General features: G+C 68.7%; 19 protein-coding genes and 1 pseudogene. 4 read left to right on the top strand and 16 right to left on the bottom strand.

All coding sequences use genetic code 11. The annotated features are described in order from the left end of the window. Positions 1 to 61: 61 nt before the first annotated feature. From OG558_RS08075 to OG558_RS08105, 7 genes and pseudogenes are all read right to left on the bottom strand, one after another. A complete protein-coding gene (locus OG558_RS08075; RefSeq protein ID WP_405069645.1) occupies positions 62 to 1,063 on the bottom strand; it encodes a proline racemase family protein in 1,002 nt (333 codons plus the stop codon). Then, positions 1,060 to 1,962, bottom strand: coding sequence for a dihydrodipicolinate synthase family protein (locus tag OG558_RS08080; RefSeq protein WP_405069646.1), 903 nt, complete (start codon positions 1,960 to 1,962; stop codon positions 1,060 to 1,062). Before OG558_RS08080 ends, OG558_RS08075 begins: the two co-directional genes overlap by 4 nt. Continuing rightward, positions 1,959 to 3,401 (bottom strand): FAD-dependent oxidoreductase, encoded by a 1,443-nt coding sequence (locus tag OG558_RS08085; protein ID WP_405072129.1) that lies wholly within the window; start codon positions 3,399 to 3,401, stop codon positions 1,959 to 1,961. The genes OG558_RS08080 and OG558_RS08085 overlap by 4 nt, the downstream gene beginning before the upstream one ends. Before the next feature lie 228 nt (positions 3,402 to 3,629). Continuing rightward, positions 3,630 to 3,911, bottom strand: a pseudogene (locus tag OG558_RS08090) ((2Fe-2S)-binding protein); the annotation flags it as partial. After that, positions 3,908 to 5,068, bottom strand: coding sequence for an NAD(P)/FAD-dependent oxidoreductase (locus tag OG558_RS08095; RefSeq protein ID WP_405069647.1), 1,161 nt, complete (start codon positions 5,066 to 5,068; stop codon positions 3,908 to 3,910). The pseudogene OG558_RS08090 and the gene OG558_RS08095, both read right to left, overlap by 4 nt. Before the next feature lie 101 nt (positions 5,069 to 5,169). Beyond that, the gene (locus OG558_RS08100; RefSeq protein WP_329482542.1) at positions 5,170 to 5,775 is read right to left on the bottom strand and encodes an XRE family transcriptional regulator; all 606 of its coding nucleotides are present in this window, start codon (positions 5,773 to 5,775) and stop codon (positions 5,170 to 5,172) included. Between the two features lie 47 nt (positions 5,776 to 5,822). Beyond that, positions 5,823 to 6,875: an SDR family oxidoreductase gene (locus OG558_RS08105; protein ID WP_405069648.1), complete on the bottom strand. Its 1,053-nt coding sequence runs from the start codon at positions 6,873 to 6,875 to the stop codon at positions 5,823 to 5,825. 71 nt (positions 6,876 to 6,946) lie between these two features. On the opposite strand from OG558_RS08105, the gene OG558_RS08110 reads away from it, so the two are divergent. Both OG558_RS08110 and OG558_RS08115 read left to right on the top strand, forming a co-directional pair. Beyond that, positions 6,947 to 7,834 (top strand): LysR family transcriptional regulator, encoded by an 888-nt coding sequence (locus tag OG558_RS08110; protein ID WP_329482544.1) that lies wholly within the window; start codon positions 6,947 to 6,949, stop codon positions 7,832 to 7,834. Beyond that, a complete protein-coding gene (locus tag OG558_RS08115) occupies positions 7,834 to 8,757 on the top strand; it encodes a cation diffusion facilitator family transporter (RefSeq protein ID WP_405069649.1) in 924 nt (307 codons plus the stop codon). The genes OG558_RS08110 and OG558_RS08115 overlap by 1 nt, the downstream gene beginning before the upstream one ends. Here the strand turns inward: OG558_RS08115 and OG558_RS08120 are convergent. Both OG558_RS08120 and OG558_RS08125 read right to left on the bottom strand, forming a co-directional pair. Beyond that, on the bottom strand, positions 8,748 to 8,930 hold the full coding sequence (locus tag OG558_RS08120; RefSeq protein WP_405069650.1) for a DUF3099 domain-containing protein: 183 nt from the start codon (positions 8,928 to 8,930) through the stop codon (positions 8,748 to 8,750). The genes OG558_RS08115 and OG558_RS08120 overlap by 10 nt on opposite strands. Position 8,931: 1 nt before the next feature. Continuing rightward, positions 8,932 to 9,381: a MarR family transcriptional regulator gene (locus OG558_RS08125; RefSeq protein ID WP_328525704.1), complete on the bottom strand. Its 450-nt coding sequence runs from the start codon at positions 9,379 to 9,381 to the stop codon at positions 8,932 to 8,934. Positions 9,382 to 9,504: 123 nt separating this feature from the next. Between OG558_RS08125 and OG558_RS08130 the strand changes: the two genes are divergently transcribed. Further along, on the top strand, positions 9,505 to 10,695 hold the full coding sequence (locus OG558_RS08130; RefSeq protein ID WP_405069651.1) for an MFS transporter: 1,191 nt from the start codon (positions 9,505 to 9,507) through the stop codon (positions 10,693 to 10,695). Here OG558_RS08130 and OG558_RS08135 read toward each other — a convergent pair. The 6 genes from OG558_RS08135 to OG558_RS08160 form a co-directional block, all read right to left on the bottom strand. Continuing rightward, positions 10,685 to 12,805: a hypothetical protein gene (locus OG558_RS08135; RefSeq protein ID WP_405069652.1), complete on the bottom strand. Its 2,121-nt coding sequence runs from the start codon at positions 12,803 to 12,805 to the stop codon at positions 10,685 to 10,687. The two genes, OG558_RS08130 and OG558_RS08135, sit on opposite strands and share 11 nt — an antisense overlap. A 106-nt stretch (positions 12,806 to 12,911) precedes the next feature. Then, positions 12,912 to 13,787: a hypothetical protein gene (locus tag OG558_RS08140; RefSeq protein ID WP_405069653.1), complete on the bottom strand. Its 876-nt coding sequence runs from the start codon at positions 13,785 to 13,787 to the stop codon at positions 12,912 to 12,914. Then, positions 13,781 to 14,026 carry a hypothetical protein gene (locus OG558_RS08145; protein WP_405069654.1) on the bottom strand — a complete coding sequence of 82 codons (246 nt, stop codon included), beginning with the start codon at positions 14,024 to 14,026 and terminating at the stop codon, positions 13,781 to 13,783. Before OG558_RS08145 ends, OG558_RS08140 begins: the two co-directional genes overlap by 7 nt. Positions 14,027 to 14,165: 139 nt before the next feature. Next, positions 14,166 to 15,161: a hypothetical protein gene (locus OG558_RS08150; RefSeq protein ID WP_405069655.1), complete on the bottom strand. Its 996-nt coding sequence runs from the start codon at positions 15,159 to 15,161 to the stop codon at positions 14,166 to 14,168. Positions 15,162 to 15,343: 182 nt separating this feature from the next. Beyond that, positions 15,344 to 16,057 carry a class F sortase gene (locus tag OG558_RS08155; RefSeq protein ID WP_405069656.1) on the bottom strand — a complete coding sequence of 238 codons (714 nt, stop codon included), beginning with the start codon at positions 16,055 to 16,057 and terminating at the stop codon, positions 15,344 to 15,346. 1 nt (position 16,058) lies between these two features. Then, positions 16,059 to 17,012 (bottom strand): hypothetical protein, encoded by a 954-nt coding sequence (locus OG558_RS08160; protein ID WP_405069657.1) that lies wholly within the window; start codon positions 17,010 to 17,012, stop codon positions 16,059 to 16,061. A gap of 238 nt (positions 17,013 to 17,250) precedes the next feature. On the opposite strand from OG558_RS08160, the gene OG558_RS08165 reads away from it, so the two are divergent. After that, positions 17,251 to 17,958, top strand: coding sequence for a TetR/AcrR family transcriptional regulator C-terminal domain-containing protein (locus OG558_RS08165; protein WP_405069658.1), 708 nt, complete (start codon positions 17,251 to 17,253; stop codon positions 17,956 to 17,958). Here the strand turns inward: OG558_RS08165 and OG558_RS08170 are convergent. Next, the gene (locus tag OG558_RS08170) at positions 17,955 to 18,368 is read right to left on the bottom strand and encodes a hypothetical protein (protein WP_405069659.1); all 414 of its coding nucleotides are present in this window, start codon (positions 18,366 to 18,368) and stop codon (positions 17,955 to 17,957) included. The two genes, OG558_RS08165 and OG558_RS08170, sit on opposite strands and share 4 nt — an antisense overlap. Between the last annotated feature and the right edge of the window lie 36 nt (positions 18,369 to 18,404).

An 18,404-nucleotide genomic window follows, 5' to 3' on the forward strand; every position in this document is an offset into this window, starting at 1 on the left:
TGCTCGGGCACGCGGGCAACACGAGGTGGACTCTCCCCGCGGTCGGCGAGCCGGCCGGCGGCTAGAGGACGAAGCCGGCTGGGAACGGGTCGTCGGGGTCGAGTAGGTAGTTGGCGGTGCCGGTGATCCAGGCTCGGCCCGTGACGGTGGGTACGACGGCCGGGCGGTTGCCGAGCGTGGTCTCCTCGATGAGGCGGCCGGTGAAGCGGGTGCCGATGAACGACTCGTTCACGAAGTCGGTGTTCAGCGCCAGCTCGCCGCGGGCATGCAGTTGCGCCATCCGGGCCGACGTACCGGTGCCACACGGCGACCGGTCGAACCAGCCCGGGTGGATCGCCATCGCGTTCCGCGAGTCCGCGCCGTCGAGACCTGGTGCGGTGAACTGCACGTGCTTGCACCCGTTGATCCCCGGATCGACCGGATGCACCGGCCGATCGGTCGCGTTGATCGCGTCCATGATGTCCAGCCCGGCCTTCAGGATCCGGTCCTTCTCGGCGCGGTCGAACGGGATCCCCAGCTGCTCCAACGGCAGGATCGCGTAGAAGTTGCCGCCGTACGCGAGGTCGTAGGTCACCTTCCCCAGCCCCGGCACGTCCGCGGCCGCATCCAGGGCGTGGCTGTACGACGGGACGTTGCGCAAGGTGACGTGTTCCGCCCGACCGTTGCTCACGGCAACGTCAACGACGACCAGGCCGGCCGGGGTGTCGAGACGGACCTTGGTGATCGGCTCGGTCACCTCGACCATGCCCGACTCGACCAGGACCGTGGCGACGCCGATCGTGCCGTGGCCGCACATCGGCAGGCAGCCGGAGACCTCGATGTACAGCACACCCCAGTCCGCGTCGGACCGGGTCGGCGGCTGCAGGATCGCGCCGCTCATGGCCGAGTGACCCCGCGGCTCGTTCATCAGGAACAACCTCAGGTCGTCCAGGTGCTTGACGAAGTACTCGCGCCGCTCGGCCATCGTCGTACCTGGGACGACGCCGACGCCGCCGGTCACGACGCGCGTCGGCATCCCCTCGGTGTGCGAATCGATCGCGGTGATCGTCCGGACAGACCTCATCCGAGGGACTCCACGGCTTTCTTCATGTCCTGCTCCAGCTGTGCGACGTGCTCGGGGACCAGCGGCCCACGCGGCGGGCGGCACGGACCGCCGTACCGGCCGACGTAGTCCATGCCGTACTTGATCGCCTGGACGAACTCGGTCCGCGAGTCCCACCGGAACGCGGCGACCAGCGGCTCGTACAACGCCCGGGCCTCGTCCAGCTTGCCTTGTACGGCGAGGTCGAACAAGCGGACCGATTCCTTCGGGAACACGTTCGGGAACCCGGCGAACCAGCCGGTCGCACCCATCAGCAGTGCCTCGAGGGTCAGGTCGTCGGCACCCGCGATCACGGCCAGGTCCGGCGCCTGCTCGCGGATCTCCAGGATCCGGCGGACGTCGCCGGAGAACTCCTTGACCGCGACGATGTTCTCGATCTGCGCGATCTCGGCCAGCAGGTCCGGCGTCAGGTCGACCTTCGTGTCGTGCGGGTTGTTGTAGACCATCACCGGCAGGCCCGCCTTCGCGACCTCGGTGAAGTGGTGGAGCACCTCGCCGCGGTTCGCCCGGTACATGGTCGGCGGCAGGCACAGTACGCCGTCCGCGCCGTCCTCGGCCGCCTTCTCCGCCCAGGCCCGCGCCTGGTGCGCGCCGACACCGTGCACGCCGACGACCACGATGCCATCGTCGCCGACGGCCTCGATCGCGGTCCGCGCGACGGCCCGGCGTTCGTCGTCGGTGAGTGACGAATACTCACCGAGTGAGCCGTTCGGCCCGACACCGCGGCAGCCGTTGTCGACCAGCCAGCGGCAATGCTCGGCGAACTTGTCCAGATCCGGGCGCAACCCCGCCGGCGCCGACGCATCCTCGGCGTACGGCAGTGCGGTGGCGACGATCACGCCGTCCAACTTCTCGCTCACAGCTCCTCCTGAGCCTCAGCCAAATCCCGCAACCTGACAGGCACGGCGATCGGTCGTTTCATGCTTGGTTTCGGTACGTCGCCTGGTCCGGCGACCAACTCGGCGACGGTGCGCGAACACACCCGCCCCTGACACAGCCCGAGCCCCGCGCGAGTACTGAGCTTCAGCCCCCGCCCATCCCCCACGCCCCGCTCGCTGACCGCGGCTTCAATCTCCCCCCGCGTAACTTCCTCACACCGGCAAACCACCGTCTCCGCCTGACTCCACCCCCGCCACCCCTCCCGCACCGGATAAGCCTTCCCCAAAGCCACCGCAAACCGCCGCCCCTTAAACACTGCCGCGCGCGCTTCCTCCACCACCGCCGTGCTTGCGGCCGCCGGGGGCTGCGGCGGGCTCTTTGGGCTTCGGGCGTGGTGGGCTGCGGCGGTGCCGGCTACTTGGCCTTCGGCTGTGGAGAGGTCTGCGCCGCCTATGCCGGTTAGTTCGCCGGCGGCGTAGATGCCGGGGGTGGTGGTTTGCTGGTTGCCATCGACGGTTACGGCTGGGCCGCCGTCGGGGCCGGTGGTGACGTCGCAGTGGGCGGAGACTGCTAGTTCTAGTTGGGCGGTAAAGCCGAAGCCTAGACAGACAGCGTCTACTTCGACGCGGCGGTCGGTGCCTGCGATCGGGTTCCAGTTGTCGTCGAGGCGGGCGATGGTGACGGCCTCGACGTAGTCGGTGCCGTGAGCGGCGATGACGGTCCAGCCGTGGCGGAGGGGGATGCGGTGGCGGGCCAGCAGGGCGCCGTACCCAAGGCCTTCACGAAGCTTGCTGGAGGCAACTAGCGGATCGGTGGCCCAGCCCTGGCGGACTGTCTTCAGGGAGTTGGCCTCGAGTAGGCCGACGACGTGGGCGCCGACGCCGACGAGGGATTCCGCGACCGGGAGGAGGAACGGGCCGGTGCCTGCGACGATCACGCGTTTCCCGACCGAGATGCGTTGTCCCTTCGCGAGCGCCTGTGCGGCACCTGCGCTGTAGACCCCCGGTAGATCCCAACCAGGGAAGGGAAGTACGCGGTCATAGGCTCCGGTCGCGAGCACGACGGCCTTGGCGTCGACGGCGAAGACCTCCCGGCCCACGGCATCCGCCGGCCCGCGCTGCACCCACAGGCGGAGTCCTTCGATGGCCCACACCGAACTCTCCGCCAGGTGGGTGATCCGTGGGTGTGTACCCACGCGATCCCGCCGCTCCGCGAAACCCTTCCACCCGTGCTGCAACTTCCCTGGACGCCGGGGGTTGAACTCCACCGGCAACTGCCTGTTGAACTGCCCGCCCACAGCCCGCCCGCTGTCAATCAGCACCACGTCGACACCAGCATCCGCAGCAGCCAGAGCCGCCGCGATCCCCGCAGGACCAGCCCCAACCACCACAACATCAGCCACCTTCGGCGGGCGATCCATCGCAGGACCCCGCGCTGCCTGCGGCGCCTCGTTCAGGGCAGTGCGCCGCGGGTGATCGGGGATGGACTGCGAGGGCCGGTTGAGGGCGAAGCGCTGCTCCCGGGTACGAGTAGGCCCCTGCGCCTGGGCGGGAGTTGGGTGCGCCGTGTCGGGTGGCTGGTTCGGGGTGGTGGGCTCGGGGCTTGGGGCGGAGGGGTGGGGGAGGACGGCGCCGGGTTGGGCGGTTATTGCGTCGCCTTCCTGGATGGTGCGCTGGCAGGCTCGAGTGTCGGGGGTGCCGTTGACGATGACCAGACAGTCGTGGCACGCGCCGATGGCGCAGAACACGCCTCGGGGGCGCGCAGTGCTCCGGGTGGTGCGCCACGACGTGCGGCCCTGAGCGAGGAGGACCGCGGCGATGGTTTGGCCGGCTCGGGCGGTGACCGGTTCGCCGTCGATGGTGACTTGTACGGCGGGCGACGTACTGATCTCGGCCGGGTCGTCCGAGTGAGGACGGAAGTAGGCGGTCATGCGGCTACCACCGCCGGGCGGTCGACCCGGAAGGGAACAGGGTCGACGTGGGGGGTGAGGCCGAGGAAGAGCTCGGTGATCAGTCGGCCGGTCGAGGGGGCCAGGCCGATGCCGGCGCCTTCGTGGCCGGTCGCGTGCCAGAGGCCGAGGAGGCGGGGATCAGGACCGATCACCGGCAGATGATCCGGGGCGTACGGACGGAAGCCGCCGTACGCGCGCATGACTGGAACGTCGCCCAGGAACGGGAACAAGCCAACCGCCTTCCGGGCGAGCTCGCGCAGTACGTGAACCCGAAGCGAATCGTCGAAGCCGATGCGTTCGCGACTCGAGCCGATGAGGACGGTCCCGGCTCGCGTTGACTCGATCACCGTCGACGTCTGCAGGTCCGCGTCACCGCTCCCGACCGCACCAACGTAGTCCGCGTCGTACACCTTGTGCCGCACGCACTCCGGCAGCGGCGCCGTCACCAAGATCATCCCGCGCCGCGGCAACACCTGGATCGGCGCGTCCGCCGCGGCTCCGAACGCCCCAGCCCACGGACCACAAGCATTGAGTACGGCGCCACACGCGATGTCGCCGTCCGAGGTGTCCACGCCCACGACTCGCCCACCGGACTGCCGCACCCCGAGCGCAGTCACCCCCGACCGCACCTCGCCACCCCGGTCGCGAACCGCGGCCAGCAAAGCCGTTGCCGCGAGCACCGGCTGCACCTGCGCGTCGTCCGGGTAATGCACGCCAACCGTCACCCGAGGAGTGAGCATCGGCTCGAGCTCGAACGCCTCAGCAGGCGTGATCACCCGAGCATCGACCCCCGCTGCCGACTGCTTGGCCGCGAACTCCCGCAGCGGCCCGGGCTCACCGGTAGCCACCACGACCCCGCCCTTGGACTCCCACTCGACGTCCGCGACCCGCGCCGGCAGCCGATCGAGTACGACGTCCCACTCGGCCCGCGATGCGATCGCGAGCTCGAGCTCAGGCCCGGGCTCCTTGTCCGAGACGAGAACATTGCCTTCGCCGGACGCCGTCGTCCCGGCGGCAGGCCCATCGCGGTCGATCACCAGCACCTGAACCCCGGCCGCGGACAGCGCCTCGGCACAGGCAGCCCCGACCATGCCCGCGCCGACGATCACCACATCGGGCGTCGCGGATCCGGGCATTGCACACTCCTCCGTCGGAAGCGTTCACTAAAATGAACGATTCCGAGCGTACGCGCCGCCCCGGCACACGGTCAATGCACTCACCGCGCACTCTCCAGGAACTATCCCGGCAGATGCGGCCCGCCAGGCGTGATCGGATACGCGTCCGGCGGGTACTCGAGCAGCAGCACGGACCGCACCAGCCCGTCCACCGCCTCGTACCCGTGCGGCCCGCCGGCCCGGAACGCCAGGTAGTCCCCCGGCCCCAGCTCCTCGGTCCGCCCCCGCGAGGTGATCCGCAACCGCCCGCTCAGGACGATGTGATGCTCAGTCCCCGGATGACCATCCGAATGCTGGACCGCGTCCGGACGGACCTCCTGGTTGTAGATCTCGAACAACCCACCCGGGTTCTCCAGCCGCCGCAGCATCCGCAGGTCGATCGCGTCGCCGGACAGTACGTCGATGTCCGCGGACCGCACGAGCACCAGGTCCGCGGTCGGCGACTCGCTCAGCAGGGCCGATACCGGGACGCCCAGAGCGTTCGACAGACTGAACACTGTCTCGATCGTCGGGTTCCCCGCCCCGGACTCCAGCTGCGACAGGGTCCCCTTCGCGATCCCGGACCGCCGCGCCAGCTCGGACAGCGAGATGCCCTGCTCGTCCCGCCGAGTCCGCAGATTCGTTCCGAGCAACCTACCCGCACCCATCGCCGCCACAGCCCGGAGCATGCCATATCAATTGCCGCGCCTTCGGCGCGGCGCGGTGGATCACCTGGTCACGGGATGATCCGGCGCCGGCGTAAGTCCGTGAAGATGTCGTAGAACATCTGCTCGGTGTCGACGTACTCGTGGAAGCCGGCGCGGCGTGCCTTGGACGAGTCGGCGAAGAAGTCGTAGTCCCAGCCGAAGACGAAGTCCGCGAACGGCCAGGACGAGATCTCGGCGAAGGAGGTCGCGGCCAGGCTGTGCGTCGCCTGCATCTCCTTCCACAAGGGCTCCTTGTCGGCCATCACGTCTGTCAACGACAGCTGCAACGGCGGCGCGACCTCCAGCCCGAACCAGGCACCCAGCTTCGGCCACAGCTCGTTCCAGCGGAATAGGTCACCGTTCGTGATGTTGAACGCCTGGTTCGCCGCGGCCGGCGCGGTCGCCGCCCAGACCGTTGCCTTGGCCAACAATCCGGCGTCGGTCAGCTCCAGCAGGGCGTCGTACGCGCCAGGCTTGCCCGGGAACCGCAGGGGTACGCCGAGTTCCTTCGACATCGACGCATAGACGGCGATCCCGACCGCCAGGTTCATCGGGTTGCCGAGGGCGACACCACCGACGACCGAGGGGCGCAGCGCCGACCAGGTCCAGGTCTTGCCCTGCTGCCGGTCCTCGAGGAATCGCTGCTGGTCGACGTTGAACTCCGGCGGCAGGTGCGGCGGATCGTCCTCGCGGGCCGGCGTCTTGAACGGTCCGAGGTGCGCACCGTACACCTTGTAGCCCTGCATCAGGCTGACGTGCCGGAGACCGCGCGCGACCGGCTCGATCGCGTCCACCACATTGACCAGCATCGCAAGATTCGGCGCGACCAGCTCGGCCCAGGTCGGACGGTCCTGGTACGCGACGTAGAACACGTGGGTCACCTCGGACAGCCCGGCCAACTGCGCCCGGGTGTCGTCCGGATCGAGCAGGTCGACGGCGACGTGCCGGACCCGGCCCGGGACGTCGACCCCGCCGCGGCGGGACAGCCCGATCACCCGCCAGTCCGGCAACGACGACAGATGCTCGACCAGATTCGTCCCGATCACCCCACGGGCACCGACTACCAACGCGACCTTGTCCATGCCCGACAGCCTGCCTGACCTGCGCGGATAAGACAAAGACATAGTTTTCACCGATGCCATAAGCTCAGATCATGACAACGCTGCGGCAGCTCGAATACCTCGTGACCGTGGTCGACCAGGGGTCGTTCACCAAGGCCGCCGAGCTGCTGCATGTGACGCAGCCGGCACTGTCACACCAGATCCGCACCCTGGAGCGCTCGGCCGGTGGGCCGCTACTCGAGCGGCTCCCCCGCAACGTCCGGCTCACCCCGACCGGCCGCGCGATGCTGCCCCACGCCCGCGCAGCGCTCGCCGACGCGGACCGGGCCCGCTGCGCCGCGCGGCAAGCGGCGGGGCTGGAGGTCGGCGAGCTCCAGATCGCGACCCTCTACTCGATCACGTTGGGCGTGCTCCCGAAGGCACTGCGAAGCTGGCGTCAGGCCTACCCGGACGTCGGCATCCGGCTGTTCGAGCATCGGCACACCGACGAGCTCGTCGAGGCCATGAACGCCGGCCAGGCCGATCTCGCCGTCGGCCCCGAGCCGGCCGGCTGGACCGGCGTCACCCGCACGCTCGGGACCGAGGAGCTCGTCGTGGTGGTCGCGGCCGACGACCCCGCGGCCATCGGTGACACCGTCAGCATGAAGGATCTCGCCGACCGCGCCTGGGTCCATTACACCCCGGGCCACGGATTGGCCGACGTACTCGATCTCGCTTGTGCACAAGCGGGTTTCGAACCGCGCGTCGCCGTACGGACCGAGCAGACAGCCGCCGCACCTGCCCTCGCCGCCGCCGGCCTCGGTCCCGCGCTCGTCCCCGACAACATCCTGCCCAAGGACTTCGACGGTCACGTCCTGCACCCGGAACCACGCGTCTGCCGCACGCTCACGGCGTACACCCGGGGTGAGCCCGACCCGCTCGCCGCGGCGTTCATCGACGTTCTGGTTTGGAGCAGCGGGGCCGCGGGCACGCGGAGTTGATGGCAGAAGAATCCGACAGCACCGTCCTCCTGGCCGGCGCGGCCAACCTCGCGATCGCGATCGCGAAGGTCGTCGCCGGCCTGCTGTCGGGGTCGACCGCACTCCTGGCCGAGGCGGCGCACTCGGTCGCCGACACCCTCAACCAGGTGTTCCTGCTGACCGCGCTCCACCGCAGCCGCAAACCGGCCGATGCGCGGCACCCGTTCGGCTACGGGATGGAGCGGTACTTCTGGTCCCTGCTCGCCGCGGTCGGGATCCTCGTGCTCGGCGCCGGTTTCTCGATCGCCGAAGGCCTGCGCTCGCTGTTCGCTCCCGAACCGATCGCGGCGCTCGCGGTGATCTACTCGGTGCTGGCGGTGTCGTTCGTGTTCGAGGGGACGTCCTGGCTCCGCGCGATCACCCAGGTACGGCGGGAGGCCCGCGAGCACCGCGTACCCTTCCTGACCCACCTGAAGAACGCGGAACCAGCCGTCAAGACGGTGGCCTTCGAGGACTCGGCCGCCCTGATCGGCCTGCTGATCGCGGCGATCGGCGTGACCCTGGCCGTCGTCACCGGACAGCACTTCTGGGACGGTACGGCGTCGATCGCGATCGGCCTGCTCCTGATCGTCGTCGCGTTCACGCTCGGCCGGGACAACAAGACCATGCTGATCGGACGGGCGCTGCCGGACGAAGTCCAGCAGGAGATCCGCGGCATCATCAGCGGCACGCCGGGTATCGAAGGTGTCCTGGAGCTGCTCAGTCTGCGACTGGCGCCGGACCGGGTCCTGGTGGTGGCGACGGTCGACCTCGCCGACATGCGGACCACCGGCTCCGCGATCGAGCAACTGGCCGAGCAGGTCGACACCGACGTACGGCGGCAGTTCCCGATGGTCCGGCACCTCTATCTGGACCCCACCCCGGGAGAACTGGCTCAGTCCTGACCCCAGTTGGCCACGATGACCGCGATCGGCGGCAGCACGGCCGCGACCGCGCTCATCCCGATCGCCACCGGCACCGAGAAGAAGCGCACGACGAACCAGGCCAGGCCGATCAGCACCAGGCAACTGCCCATCAACCAGATGTAGAGCTTCCGATTGTCGCACCGGCGGGCCATCTCAGACCTTCATCGTCAGCCTGTCCAGCGCATCGACCAGCGGAGCCAGCTCGGGCAGCTCCGCGGCCTTCTCCAGGGCGGCCGTGAGTACGGCGTCATGCGTGGGCTGGGCCTGGTCGAGCAGGTCGCGACCGGCCTTGGTGACCTCGGTGTAGATGCCGCGGCGGTCGGTCGGACACAGGTACCGCTGCAGGAGCTTGCGGTCCTCCAGCCGGTTCACCAGCCGGGTGGTAGCGGACTGGCTCAGCACGACCGCGTTGGACAGCTGGTTCATCCGCAGGTGGTAGTCGTCCTGCCGCGCCAGTACGTCGAGCACGCTGTACTCACTCACGGACAGGCCGTGCTGCTTCTGCAGCGCGCGCTCCAGCTCGTCCTCGATCCGGGCATGCAGAGCGGCCAGGGTCCGCCACCCCTGCGCCCGCGCCTCGGCGGCGTCATCCGGTAGGCCCACGAGTCCTCCACTTGAACTTCACGATTGCATGCGCAATCATAGCGCTTGTGCAATAGCCCGCGTGTGCAACTATCGCACACGCCGGTAACAGTCATAAGACTACATTCGAGGAGATCACCAGTCATGCCTGCGGCTCTGCTCGCGCTCGCCATCGGTGCGTTCGGGATCGGCACGACCGAGTTCGTCATCATGGGCCTGCTGCCCGAGGTCGCGACGGACTTCGGGGTCAGCATCCCGTCCGCCGGCCTGCTCATCTCCGGCTACGCACTCGGCGTCGTGGTCGGCGCTCCACTGCTCACCGCGATCGGGTCCAGGGTGTCCCGCAAGACCGTGCTGATCCCGCTGATGGGCGTCTTCATCGCCGGCAACCTGGTCGCCGCGGTCGCTCCGTCGTACGGCGTTCTGATGGCCGGACGGATCGTGGCTGCGCTGTCCCACGGAGCCTTCTTCGGCGTCGGCTCGGTGGTCGCGGCATCGCTGGTGCCGAAGGCCAAGCAGGCGAGTGCGATCGCGCTCATGTTCACCGGACTGACCGTGGCGAACGTGCTCGGCGTTCCGGGCGGGACCGCACTCGGCCAGCAGTTCGGCTGGCGGTCGACGTTCTGGGCCGTGACCGCGCTCGGTGTCATCGGACTGCTCGGCATCGTGTTCCTCGTCCCTCGGCAGGACACGTCCGAGGGTCCTGGGCTGCGGAGCGAGTTGGCCGTGTTCAAGAGTCTGCAGGTGTGGTTGGCGTTGGCGATGACGGCGCTCGGGTTCGCCGGGGTGTTCGCGTCGTTCACCTACATCGCGCCGATGATGACCGAGGTCGCGGGCTTCTCGGCCGGCGCCGTGACCTGGTTGCTGGTGCTCTTCGGTGTCGGTCTGGTCATCGGCAACCTGCTCGGCGGCAAGGCGGCGGACCGGTCACTGATGCCGAGTCTCACCGTGATCCTGGCGCTGCTGGCCGCCGTGCTGGTCGTGTTCGTCTTCACCGCGCACGGCAAGGTGCCGTCCGCGGTCACGATCGCCGTGTTCGGCGCGGCCGGGTTCGCCACCGTCGCGCCGCTGCAGAAGCGCGTGATGGACAAGGCCAAGGGCGCTCCGGCGCTGGCGTCCGCGGCCAACATCGCCGCCTTCAACCTGGGCAACGCGATCGGCGCGTACCTCGGCGGGCTGACGATCCAGCACGGCCTTGGCTACACCGCGCCCAACTGGGTCGGCGCCGCGCTCGCCGTTTCCGGCCTGATGGTCGCCCTGATCAGCAGCCTGCTGGACCGTCGCCGTACCGCCGCTCCGCTCTCAACTCTGTTGCCTGAAGCAATCAGAACCTGATCTCGACACGTGTCCCGGCGGGAACGCCGGGATGCCGCAGCCACAGCACACCGACCTCGGCGTCGTACCGCAGGTCGGTGACGTCGGCACCGTCAGCCCGGACGGCCGTCGGCTCGGCCGGAACGCGCAGCGCGGTAGTCACCTGCACCCCGCGTGGAGCCTCACAGCCGTAGCGGATCCCGGTCTGGTCGCGTTCCCAGTCCACGACCCGGCCGGCGGACGCCAGCAGCGGTTCCTCGTCGAAGGTCAGATCGCGGAGCCAGGTCAGCTGACCCGCGCGTAGTTCCCGCTTCCGCACGATGCCCAGTTGCGGGTCGAGCAGATCGAGGTAGTTGCCCTCGACGACATGCGAGCCGCCGGCCTCCTCCAGCACGGCTCCGACGAGGTACGGACCACGCTGCACCGACAGCCAGTTGGTGGACTCCCAGGTGTGGCCGCCCGCTTCGGCCAACTCGCGGATCGCCGCGACCAGCTCGGCGGCGCGTTCCGGCGATTCGGTGAAGCCGGCCGGCCGGGACGGAAGGAATCGCACCCGGCCCTTACCGATCGGCTGAACGCGGTCGCTGTCGAGATCCGCGCCAAGCGCCTCGGCCAGGTGGTCGGCGCAGGTGTCGTAGCGGCCGGTCCACCAGGAGCGGATCTCGTGGTACGGATCGGCGCCGTCGCCGACGTACAGCAGACTGCCACCGCGGCTGACCCATCCGGCGAGTGCGTAATGGATACCGGGTGCCAGCGGCTTCTGGAATTCGTAACTCAGGACGAGTACGTCGACATCGTCCAGTGCATCGGGAGTGTCGATCACGTTCTCCAGCTGGACCGGGCTGACCCGCTGCCCGTCGTACAGCGGTGGCAGCGCCAGACCGTAGAAGTCGGAGAAATGCAACTGCTCGCGGCCTTCCAGCGCCAGCGCGTCCTGCAGGCCGTCGTAGTGTCCACTCTCGCCACCGGGTGACCAGCGCTGGAACATGGCGGTGTCCGAGAGCGCGATCCCGATCCGCGGTCCTTCGCTGGCCCAGCGCACCTCGGGCTGGTCCAGGTCGCGCAGGCTGTTCATGGCGATCAGGTAGCTGGTGGCGGTGTCCGGCGGGATGGGCTGCCGTTCGGTGGATCCCTCGCGCAGGTAGGGGCGATTGAAGATCCGGTTCGGCCACGGCGCCACCTCGTACCGCGAGACGCCCGGGTGCAGCAGCGAGGCGACGAGGGTGCGCTGGTAGTTGGCCAGGTAGTCCTCCCAGGTGCGGTCCGGGTGGTCCTCGATCGGGTCGTGCAGGAACCACATCCGACGGTCGGTGCCACGGGTGAGGTCCTGGGCGATGCCGTACTCCAGGTACGCCGTCTCGAACGTGCGCTCGGCGACCTTTCCGGCGTACACGTTCGGCGTGCGGGAGGTTCCGGTCCACACCTGCGCGATGGCACCGTCGATCGAGGGCAGCGTCCGCAGGCGTGATTCGGGGCTGACGATCTGCCACTGGGTGTAGTTCAGGAGGCTGTGCGTCGGGACGTAGAAGCGCACCTGGCGGCCCTGCTGGAGGGCTGCGTCCCGCAGCACGGAGGTGACCCGGTCGAGGCTGCGGGAGAGCAGGTGCTGCTTGAGCTGCCCGGAGCGGAAATGCGCTTCGGCGGTGCTGTGCGGGGGCTGCCACGGCTCACCGAAGAAGGCCTGCCACTCCCGCTTGAACGATTCCGAATAGCCGGCTCGGGCCCAGAACTCGGGCTCTTCGAGGTGGATGCCTTCGACACCGAGCTCGATGATCGGCCGGAGTTTCTGGACCAGGTACTCGGTGAAGCTGAACGTCGGGACCATGTAGGGGATGTCGGTGCTCTGACCGTGCAGGATCGGCGATCCGTCACCCGCGGTCTGCGCGTCGGCCCAGTGGTCGGAGCCGTCCCACCGTCCATCCAGATAGTCCTGATAGGTGCCCCAGGAGATGCCGGTCATCAGGTGCACGCGATACCCGGCCGCGCGCCAGCGGGCGATCCGCTCCGGCGTCGTGTCGTTGAGGCCGTAGACCATCACGAAATCGGTACGCAGGTCGATCGATTCGTCGTACGGCGCCTGCTCCTGGAAGCCGGTCGACTCGGTGTGCTTGTCGGCGTTGCTGTTCGTCATACGCCCTTCCCGTTCTCTCGACTGCCATCAACCCTGGCCGGTCCGATACGCCGAGCGCCAGTGTGGCGTCAGGAACCGGCCATCGGCCCGCTCTGTCCGGGCAGCCTCACAACGACTCACGCAACCAGGTGAACGCCGCATCCTGCATCGCGAGATCGAACTTGTGCCGGCCGTCGAAGAACTGACCGATGTACGACGCCGCGGAGCCGGCAGCCGCATAGTGCGCCGCGATCCGGTCGTGTGCGGAGGTGGCTCCGTCCAGCGGAAAGAGCTCATCCTGCCGGTTGTACTGCACCAGCAGCGAGGCCGGCGCCTGACAGGCCGCCACATCCGGCCAGTCGACCTCGGCGGGCAACATCCGCGGCATCAGCATCCAGGTGTGGCTGACGACGTTCCGGTCGAGCAGCGAGTTGTACGTGCCCATCATCCCGACCACCACGGCGGCGGTCAGCTCGCTGCTCGTTGCCCGCAGCAACGCGGACCGGCACCCACCGCCGGACAGGCCGATGCTCGCGGTCCGATCGGTGGTGTCGTCGCGGCCGAGCAGGTACGCGAGTGCGATCCGGTCCTCCCGGGTGACGACGGCGGCGAACGTCGTACCGAGGAGGGTGCAGTACTTCTCGACGAGGTGTTCGTGATGACCTGCGGCGGTGTTGTACGCGGCGGTTGCCCGCAGATCGTTGCCGTCCTCCGACACTTCGAGATCCACACCCGACGTGATCTGCGGCGGCATGTCTTCCAGTGGGAACCGGCGGCTGCCCCAGGCGAGGACGTCCGGCACCAGGACGACGTAGCCCTGCGCGGCCAGGTCATTGGCGAAGGCCCGGCCCTCGTACAGGCCGTCGCGCAGTACCCTGACCGCGGCGGACGGTGGTTGATCGGTGTCGGCGATCTTCTCCTTGCCGTAGTACTTGAAGCCGTCGTGGCCGTGCAGCGCGAGTACGCCCGGAAGCGGTCCGGTGGCGTCGGCCGGCTTCAGCACGTAGGCGTGCGTCCGGGGCCGAATCCGACCGAGTACGAGATCTCCTCACCGATCAACCCGCCGGCCGTCCAGCGCCGCTCGACCTCGACCTCTGACGGGCCGTCGGCGGCGCCGGCGGTCGAGACCATCCGCCGGACGACGTCGCGGACCTGCTCGCTCGCCGGCAGGCTCGCCGTGCGGGCAGCCGGCGCGCTCGCATGCTCGATCCAGTCGCTGTAGACACCCAGGTGTTCAGACATCCCCGAAGACTGTCACGAGCGCCCATAGAAGGCACTGACAGCGTGGAAGGACTTCTTCGGTTGCCAGCGGTACGGCGAGGCCGGATCGGCATCGTGGTCACGCAGGACCTTGCACAGGCTGAAGGCGGCGATGTCCTCGTCATGGGGCCGGTCGTGCGGGCGGTGCGGGGCGTCGGGTGAGATGAAGGTGTACGGCGACGCGCCGAGGAACCCCTCGGCAGTGAAGACGCCGAGCATGTTCGCGAGGTGGTCGGCCTGCTCCTGTTCGTCGCGGACGTACTGTGGCGGGATCACCGGCACATCGCCGCTGTAATCGACGATGTCCCACCCCATGCCGCCCAGCTCGGCTGCGCCGGTGAAGGTGCAGCACCCGAACTCCAGGATCAGGATCGGCTTGCCCCAGCGACGGAACGGCGCCAGCTTGACCGGCGCGGTCGGCGTGGTACGAGTAGTAGTCCAGCCCGACCAGGTCGAACAGGGACCAGTCCACCCGCTCCAGGTCGGACGCGGCGCCGTACGTGATCCGGCCCTTGAAGTTGCTGCGGGCAACCTTGACCATCCGGGCGGTGAAGGCGCGGAACTTCCGCTGCAGCTCTGCCATGTCGAACTCGCCCTTGGTCAGGTACTCGACCCGCTCGAAGAACGTCGCGCCCGGGACAATGCCCGGCGTGAACAGCATGAACTCGCACCCGATCACCAGGATCACCTCCTGGTCGTAGCGGCGCCGCAACCGCTCGGCCTCGACGGCGACCTTGCGCAGCAGCTTCTCCAGTTCGTCGGCCTGCGGTTCGTCGAAAGACCGCGGCTGGATCGACACCGTCAGCCCCTGTTCAAGTGCGGCCGTCGCGGTGTCGGTGAGGCGGCGTACGTCGCTGCCGTAGATGCTGACCCAGTTCGCGTGCAGCCGGTGGCGGATCGCGTGGATCTCGCCGCGCATGATGCTGTTCCGCCACAGCATCCGGCTGTCGTCGCCGACGAATCCGGTCCCGGTGTCGTAGGCGACCCCCTTGAGCTCGAGATTGGGTCGTACGGCGGAGGCGGTCGCGGCAGTGGTGATGCCGGTCGTGGTCGCGAACAGGCCGAGGGCGGCCGCGCGTCGGAGGAACTGGGCCCGGTTGATACGCGATGCGGTCATAGCTTCGAGTTTTCGCCGGTACGCCGGTCCGGTCGTCGTACCGAGGTCCACGGCGTCATGACTTTGGTCGCGTCACACAGCCATGACCCGTCACCGATGTGCCCCTGTCAAGCGCTTGCCCCATTCGCGGCGGCAGGACGACTCTTCTCAGTCATGGTGGCCGGTCCACGGGGACCGGCCACCTATTTCTTGGGGGTGGCGATGACTACCACGTTGCTGAGGTACGCCGTACCGTCCCAGTCCTCGCAGGTGACGAGGACGAGCCGGCCGGGGACGGACTGGTCGAAGAGGCGCGCAGCCTGCTTGGCCAGCGCCTTCTTGCGGTAGACGGTCACCGACGCGACCACGTAGTTGATGGTGCTCCGACCGGTGGTCACCGTGACCGCGTCGCCCGCGGTCAGCCGGTCCAGGTCGTCGAAGGCACCACCGCCGGTATGCACCGTGTGCCCCGTGATGATCGCCGAACCCTTGGCCGCTCCGGGCCGGGCGCCGTCGGACCACCAGCCGACGAGCAGTGGGTTCGACGGTGGGATGAGCGTGCCGCCGCGGGCGCGGATCCCGAGCACGCGGGCAGAGACACCGAGACTGGGCACTGACACCTTGATCGGGTCCACAGGCTTGAGCCGTGCGGAGCTCCGGACCTCCGGCGGTGGCGTGCTCTGTCGAGGACTCTCAGTCTGCGTCGACGGCTTCCCGGGCACGGCGGACGTCGTACCCGGCGATTGGCTTGACGCGGAGGGCCGGCCGACGGCCGCCGGTTGGCGGCCGTCGTCAGCTTTGCCGCCGGTGAACTGCAGGAATCCACCAACCAGCAGAAGTGCGGCGCCTGCCGCCAGAGCCGCGATCGTCAACCATGACGACCGAGCGCGACCCGGGCGGCGACGCTGCGCGGACATGTCAGGCAGAGTGCTGCCCGCGGAACCGCCGTGACTTCAGGACACCGGCCAGGACCAGCACACCGCCGACCATGAGCAGTGCGAGCCCCCAGGCACTCTGGTGCCCGGTGATCGCCGAGGTGAGCTTGAGCCCACCCGACTGACCGGCATCAATATCGGTCGGAACCGCGACCGGAGTCTCCGACGGCGAGGCCGACGCAGACGGCGTGTCACTCGGGCTCGCGGACGGGGACTCGCTCGGCGTCTCGGAAGGCGTCTCGCTCGGGGTCTCCGACGGCGTCTCGCTGGGAGTTTCGGAAGGTGTCTCGCTCGGCGTCTCGGAAGGCGTCTCGCTCGGGGTCTCCGACGGGGTCTCGCTGGGAGTTTCGGAAGGTGTCTCGCTCGGCGTCTCGGAAGGCGTCTCGCTCGGGGTCTCCGACGGCGTCTCGCTCGGCGTCTGCGACGGGGTTTCGGACGGCGTCGGCGTGGGGGTCACCTTCTTGACGCAGAAGGTGACATGGCTGATGCCGTAGTACTTGTCATTGTTCGAGTTCACCGGCGGGTGCAGGCCGGTATCCGCGGTCGTCCCGGCCGGCTCGTAGTTGTAGTAGTTCGCCGCCGGACCGCCCTTGACCAGTACGGCGAGCACAACGCCGCCCGTGGCGGTGAAGTCGACCACCTGACCGCCGGTCTGGTCACCGGGGTGATCCGGGTCGTCGGCCGCCAGGATGCGCTCGGTCCACGTCACTGTCACGCCGTCTGCGGTGTCCGATCCCGGCGTCGGCGGGTCGAACTTGATCTGGGTCGAACCCGGGATCACGTCCTCGCAGGTCGGGTTGCCGTCAATGATCGCGCCGCTCGCCGAGGCGGACGGAGCCAGCGCAAGCGTGACGCCACCGAGCGCGAGCGCCAGCGCGCCGATGCTGCTGAGCAGCGGTACCGCGCGAGACCGCTTCGAGCGCACGCGCGCGTCCATCGATGTGTCGTTCACAAGTTTCCCCACCCCATGGTCTGAGGCCGGTCGGACTGACCGGCCGACGCCCAAGCATCCGCCCCCACGACCGAGCACGAGTCACGTGCTCAAGCCTGCCCCCGGGACGCTCGACCAAGGCATTCTTAGGCGCTGAGGTGTCATGCGCAAGCTGTGCGGGCCCGACACGCCGCTGAAACAGTGTTCTTTAACGAAGAACAGTGGTTTCGCTATGCTCTCGCGGGTGACGCGCGAGGCAGATCAGAAGACGGTGCTCGGGTCGGTGTGGCTGCGGGACGAGCCGGAGCCGACCCGCACGCGGCTGAGTCGGGGCGACATCGTCCGGACGGCGATCAAGGTGCTGGACCGAGTAGGTCTGGACACGTTCTCGATGCGGGTGATGGCCGCCGAGCTCGGGACCGCCGCGACCTCGGCCCTGTACTGGCGGATCGCGAACAAGAACGATCTGCTCGAGCTCGCCGTTGACGAAGTACTCGCGGACGCACTGGTGCCGGAGGGCATAGGCGACTGGCGTGACCAGGTGACCGTGGTCGTCGAGGCGGCGTACCACGCGTTGTGGATGCACCCGTGGGCGTCGCAATTGCTTCCGTCGCATGCCGGGCTCGGGCCGAACTACCAGGCAGTGACCGACCGGGTGCAGGCGATACTGAAGTCGGCCGGGTTCAAGGGCGCGTACCTGGACTCGGCCGTGTCGGCGATCTTCCACTACCTGGTCGGGTCCGCGGTCACCGACTCGGCCTGGGCCGCGGTCATCCGGCGCAGCGGCATGGACGAGTTCCGGTGGGCACGGGAGGCCGGCGGTGCGCTCGGAGTCGACGCGGCCAGCCTCGCGTCCTACCTGAACCGCGAGAGCCTGGCCGGTCCCGAGGCCCGCTTCAGCTCAGGCCTCCGCGTGATCCTGATCGGCCTCCGCCCGCGCCAGCTCTCCTAACCCGCCGGCTTCTTCCGGGTCGTGGGCTTCTGGCCGGTCGTGGGCTTCTTGCGGGCTGCGGGCTTCTTGCGGGTCGTGGGCTTCGGCCGGAGCGATCGGGCGTACGCGACGCTCACCGCGAAGTGCTCGCGCAACTCATCGGTGTTCGCCAGGAGCGCGTCGGGGACGACGACGTACTCCATCTGCACCACGCCATAGGCGACGTTGAGTGTCGTGTCGTACCTGGTCAGGAACGCGTCACGCTCGGCCGCGGGAAGACGCAGCGCGAGCGTGCCGTTCTCGTTCAGGATCGAGAACATGTTGCCGTTGGCCGAGGTGTACGGGAACCCGGCGCCCTTCCGCTCGACGTCCGGGAACAGTTCGACGAGCGCGTCGAACAGGGCAACCTTGTCGGCCGGAGCTTTGGCCATACCGCCACGCTAGCGGCAATCGCGGACAACCTTTAG

It is taken from the genome of Kribbella sp. NBC_01510 (genome assembly GCF_045040325.1).
Classification (GTDB): domain Bacteria; phylum Actinomycetota; class Actinomycetes; order Propionibacteriales; family Kribbellaceae; genus Kribbella.

Bases quoted from the DNA above. Each gene is read 5' to 3' on its own strand.
- OG558_RS08075 (WP_405069645.1), bottom strand. From the start codon at position 1,063: ATGAGGTCTGTCCGGACGATCACCGCGATCGATTCGCACACCGAGGGG.
- OG558_RS08085 (WP_405072129.1), bottom strand. From the start codon at position 3,401: ATGGATCGCCCGCCGAAGGTGGCTGATGTTGTGGTGGTTGGGGCTGGT.
- OG558_RS08095 (WP_405069647.1), bottom strand. From the start codon at position 5,068: ATGCCCGGATCCGCGACGCCCGATGTGGTGATCGTCGGCGCGGGCATG.
- OG558_RS08100 (WP_329482542.1), bottom strand. From the start codon at position 5,775: ATGCTCCGGGCTGTGGCGGCGATGGGTGCGGGTAGGTTGCTCGGAACG.
- OG558_RS08105 (WP_405069648.1), bottom strand. From the start codon at position 6,875: ATGGACAAGGTCGCGTTGGTAGTCGGTGCCCGTGGGGTGATCGGGACG.
- OG558_RS08110 (WP_329482544.1), top strand. From the start codon at position 6,947: ATGACAACGCTGCGGCAGCTCGAATACCTCGTGACCGTGGTCGACCAG.
- OG558_RS08115 (WP_405069649.1), top strand. From the start codon at position 7,834: ATGGCAGAAGAATCCGACAGCACCGTCCTCCTGGCCGGCGCGGCCAAC.
- OG558_RS08120 (WP_405069650.1), bottom strand. From the start codon at position 8,930: ATGGCCCGCCGGTGCGACAATCGGAAGCTCTACATCTGGTTGATGGGC.
- OG558_RS08130 (WP_405069651.1), top strand. From the start codon at position 9,505: ATGCCTGCGGCTCTGCTCGCGCTCGCCATCGGTGCGTTCGGGATCGGC.
- OG558_RS08135 (WP_405069652.1), bottom strand. From the start codon at position 12,805: ATGACGAACAGCAACGCCGACAAGCACACCGAGTCGACCGGCTTCCAG.
- OG558_RS08145 (WP_405069654.1), bottom strand. From the start codon at position 14,026: ATGTCTGAACACCTGGGTGTCTACAGCGACTGGATCGAGCATGCGAGC.
- OG558_RS08150 (WP_405069655.1), bottom strand. From the start codon at position 15,161: ATGACCGCATCGCGTATCAACCGGGCCCAGTTCCTCCGACGCGCGGCC.
- OG558_RS08155 (WP_405069656.1), bottom strand. From the start codon at position 16,057: ATGTCCGCGCAGCGTCGCCGCCCGGGTCGCGCTCGGTCGTCATGGTTG.
- OG558_RS08160 (WP_405069657.1), bottom strand. From the start codon at position 17,012: ATGGACGCGCGCGTGCGCTCGAAGCGGTCTCGCGCGGTACCGCTGCTC.
- OG558_RS08170 (WP_405069659.1), bottom strand. From the start codon at position 18,368: ATGGCCAAAGCTCCGGCCGACAAGGTTGCCCTGTTCGACGCGCTCGTC.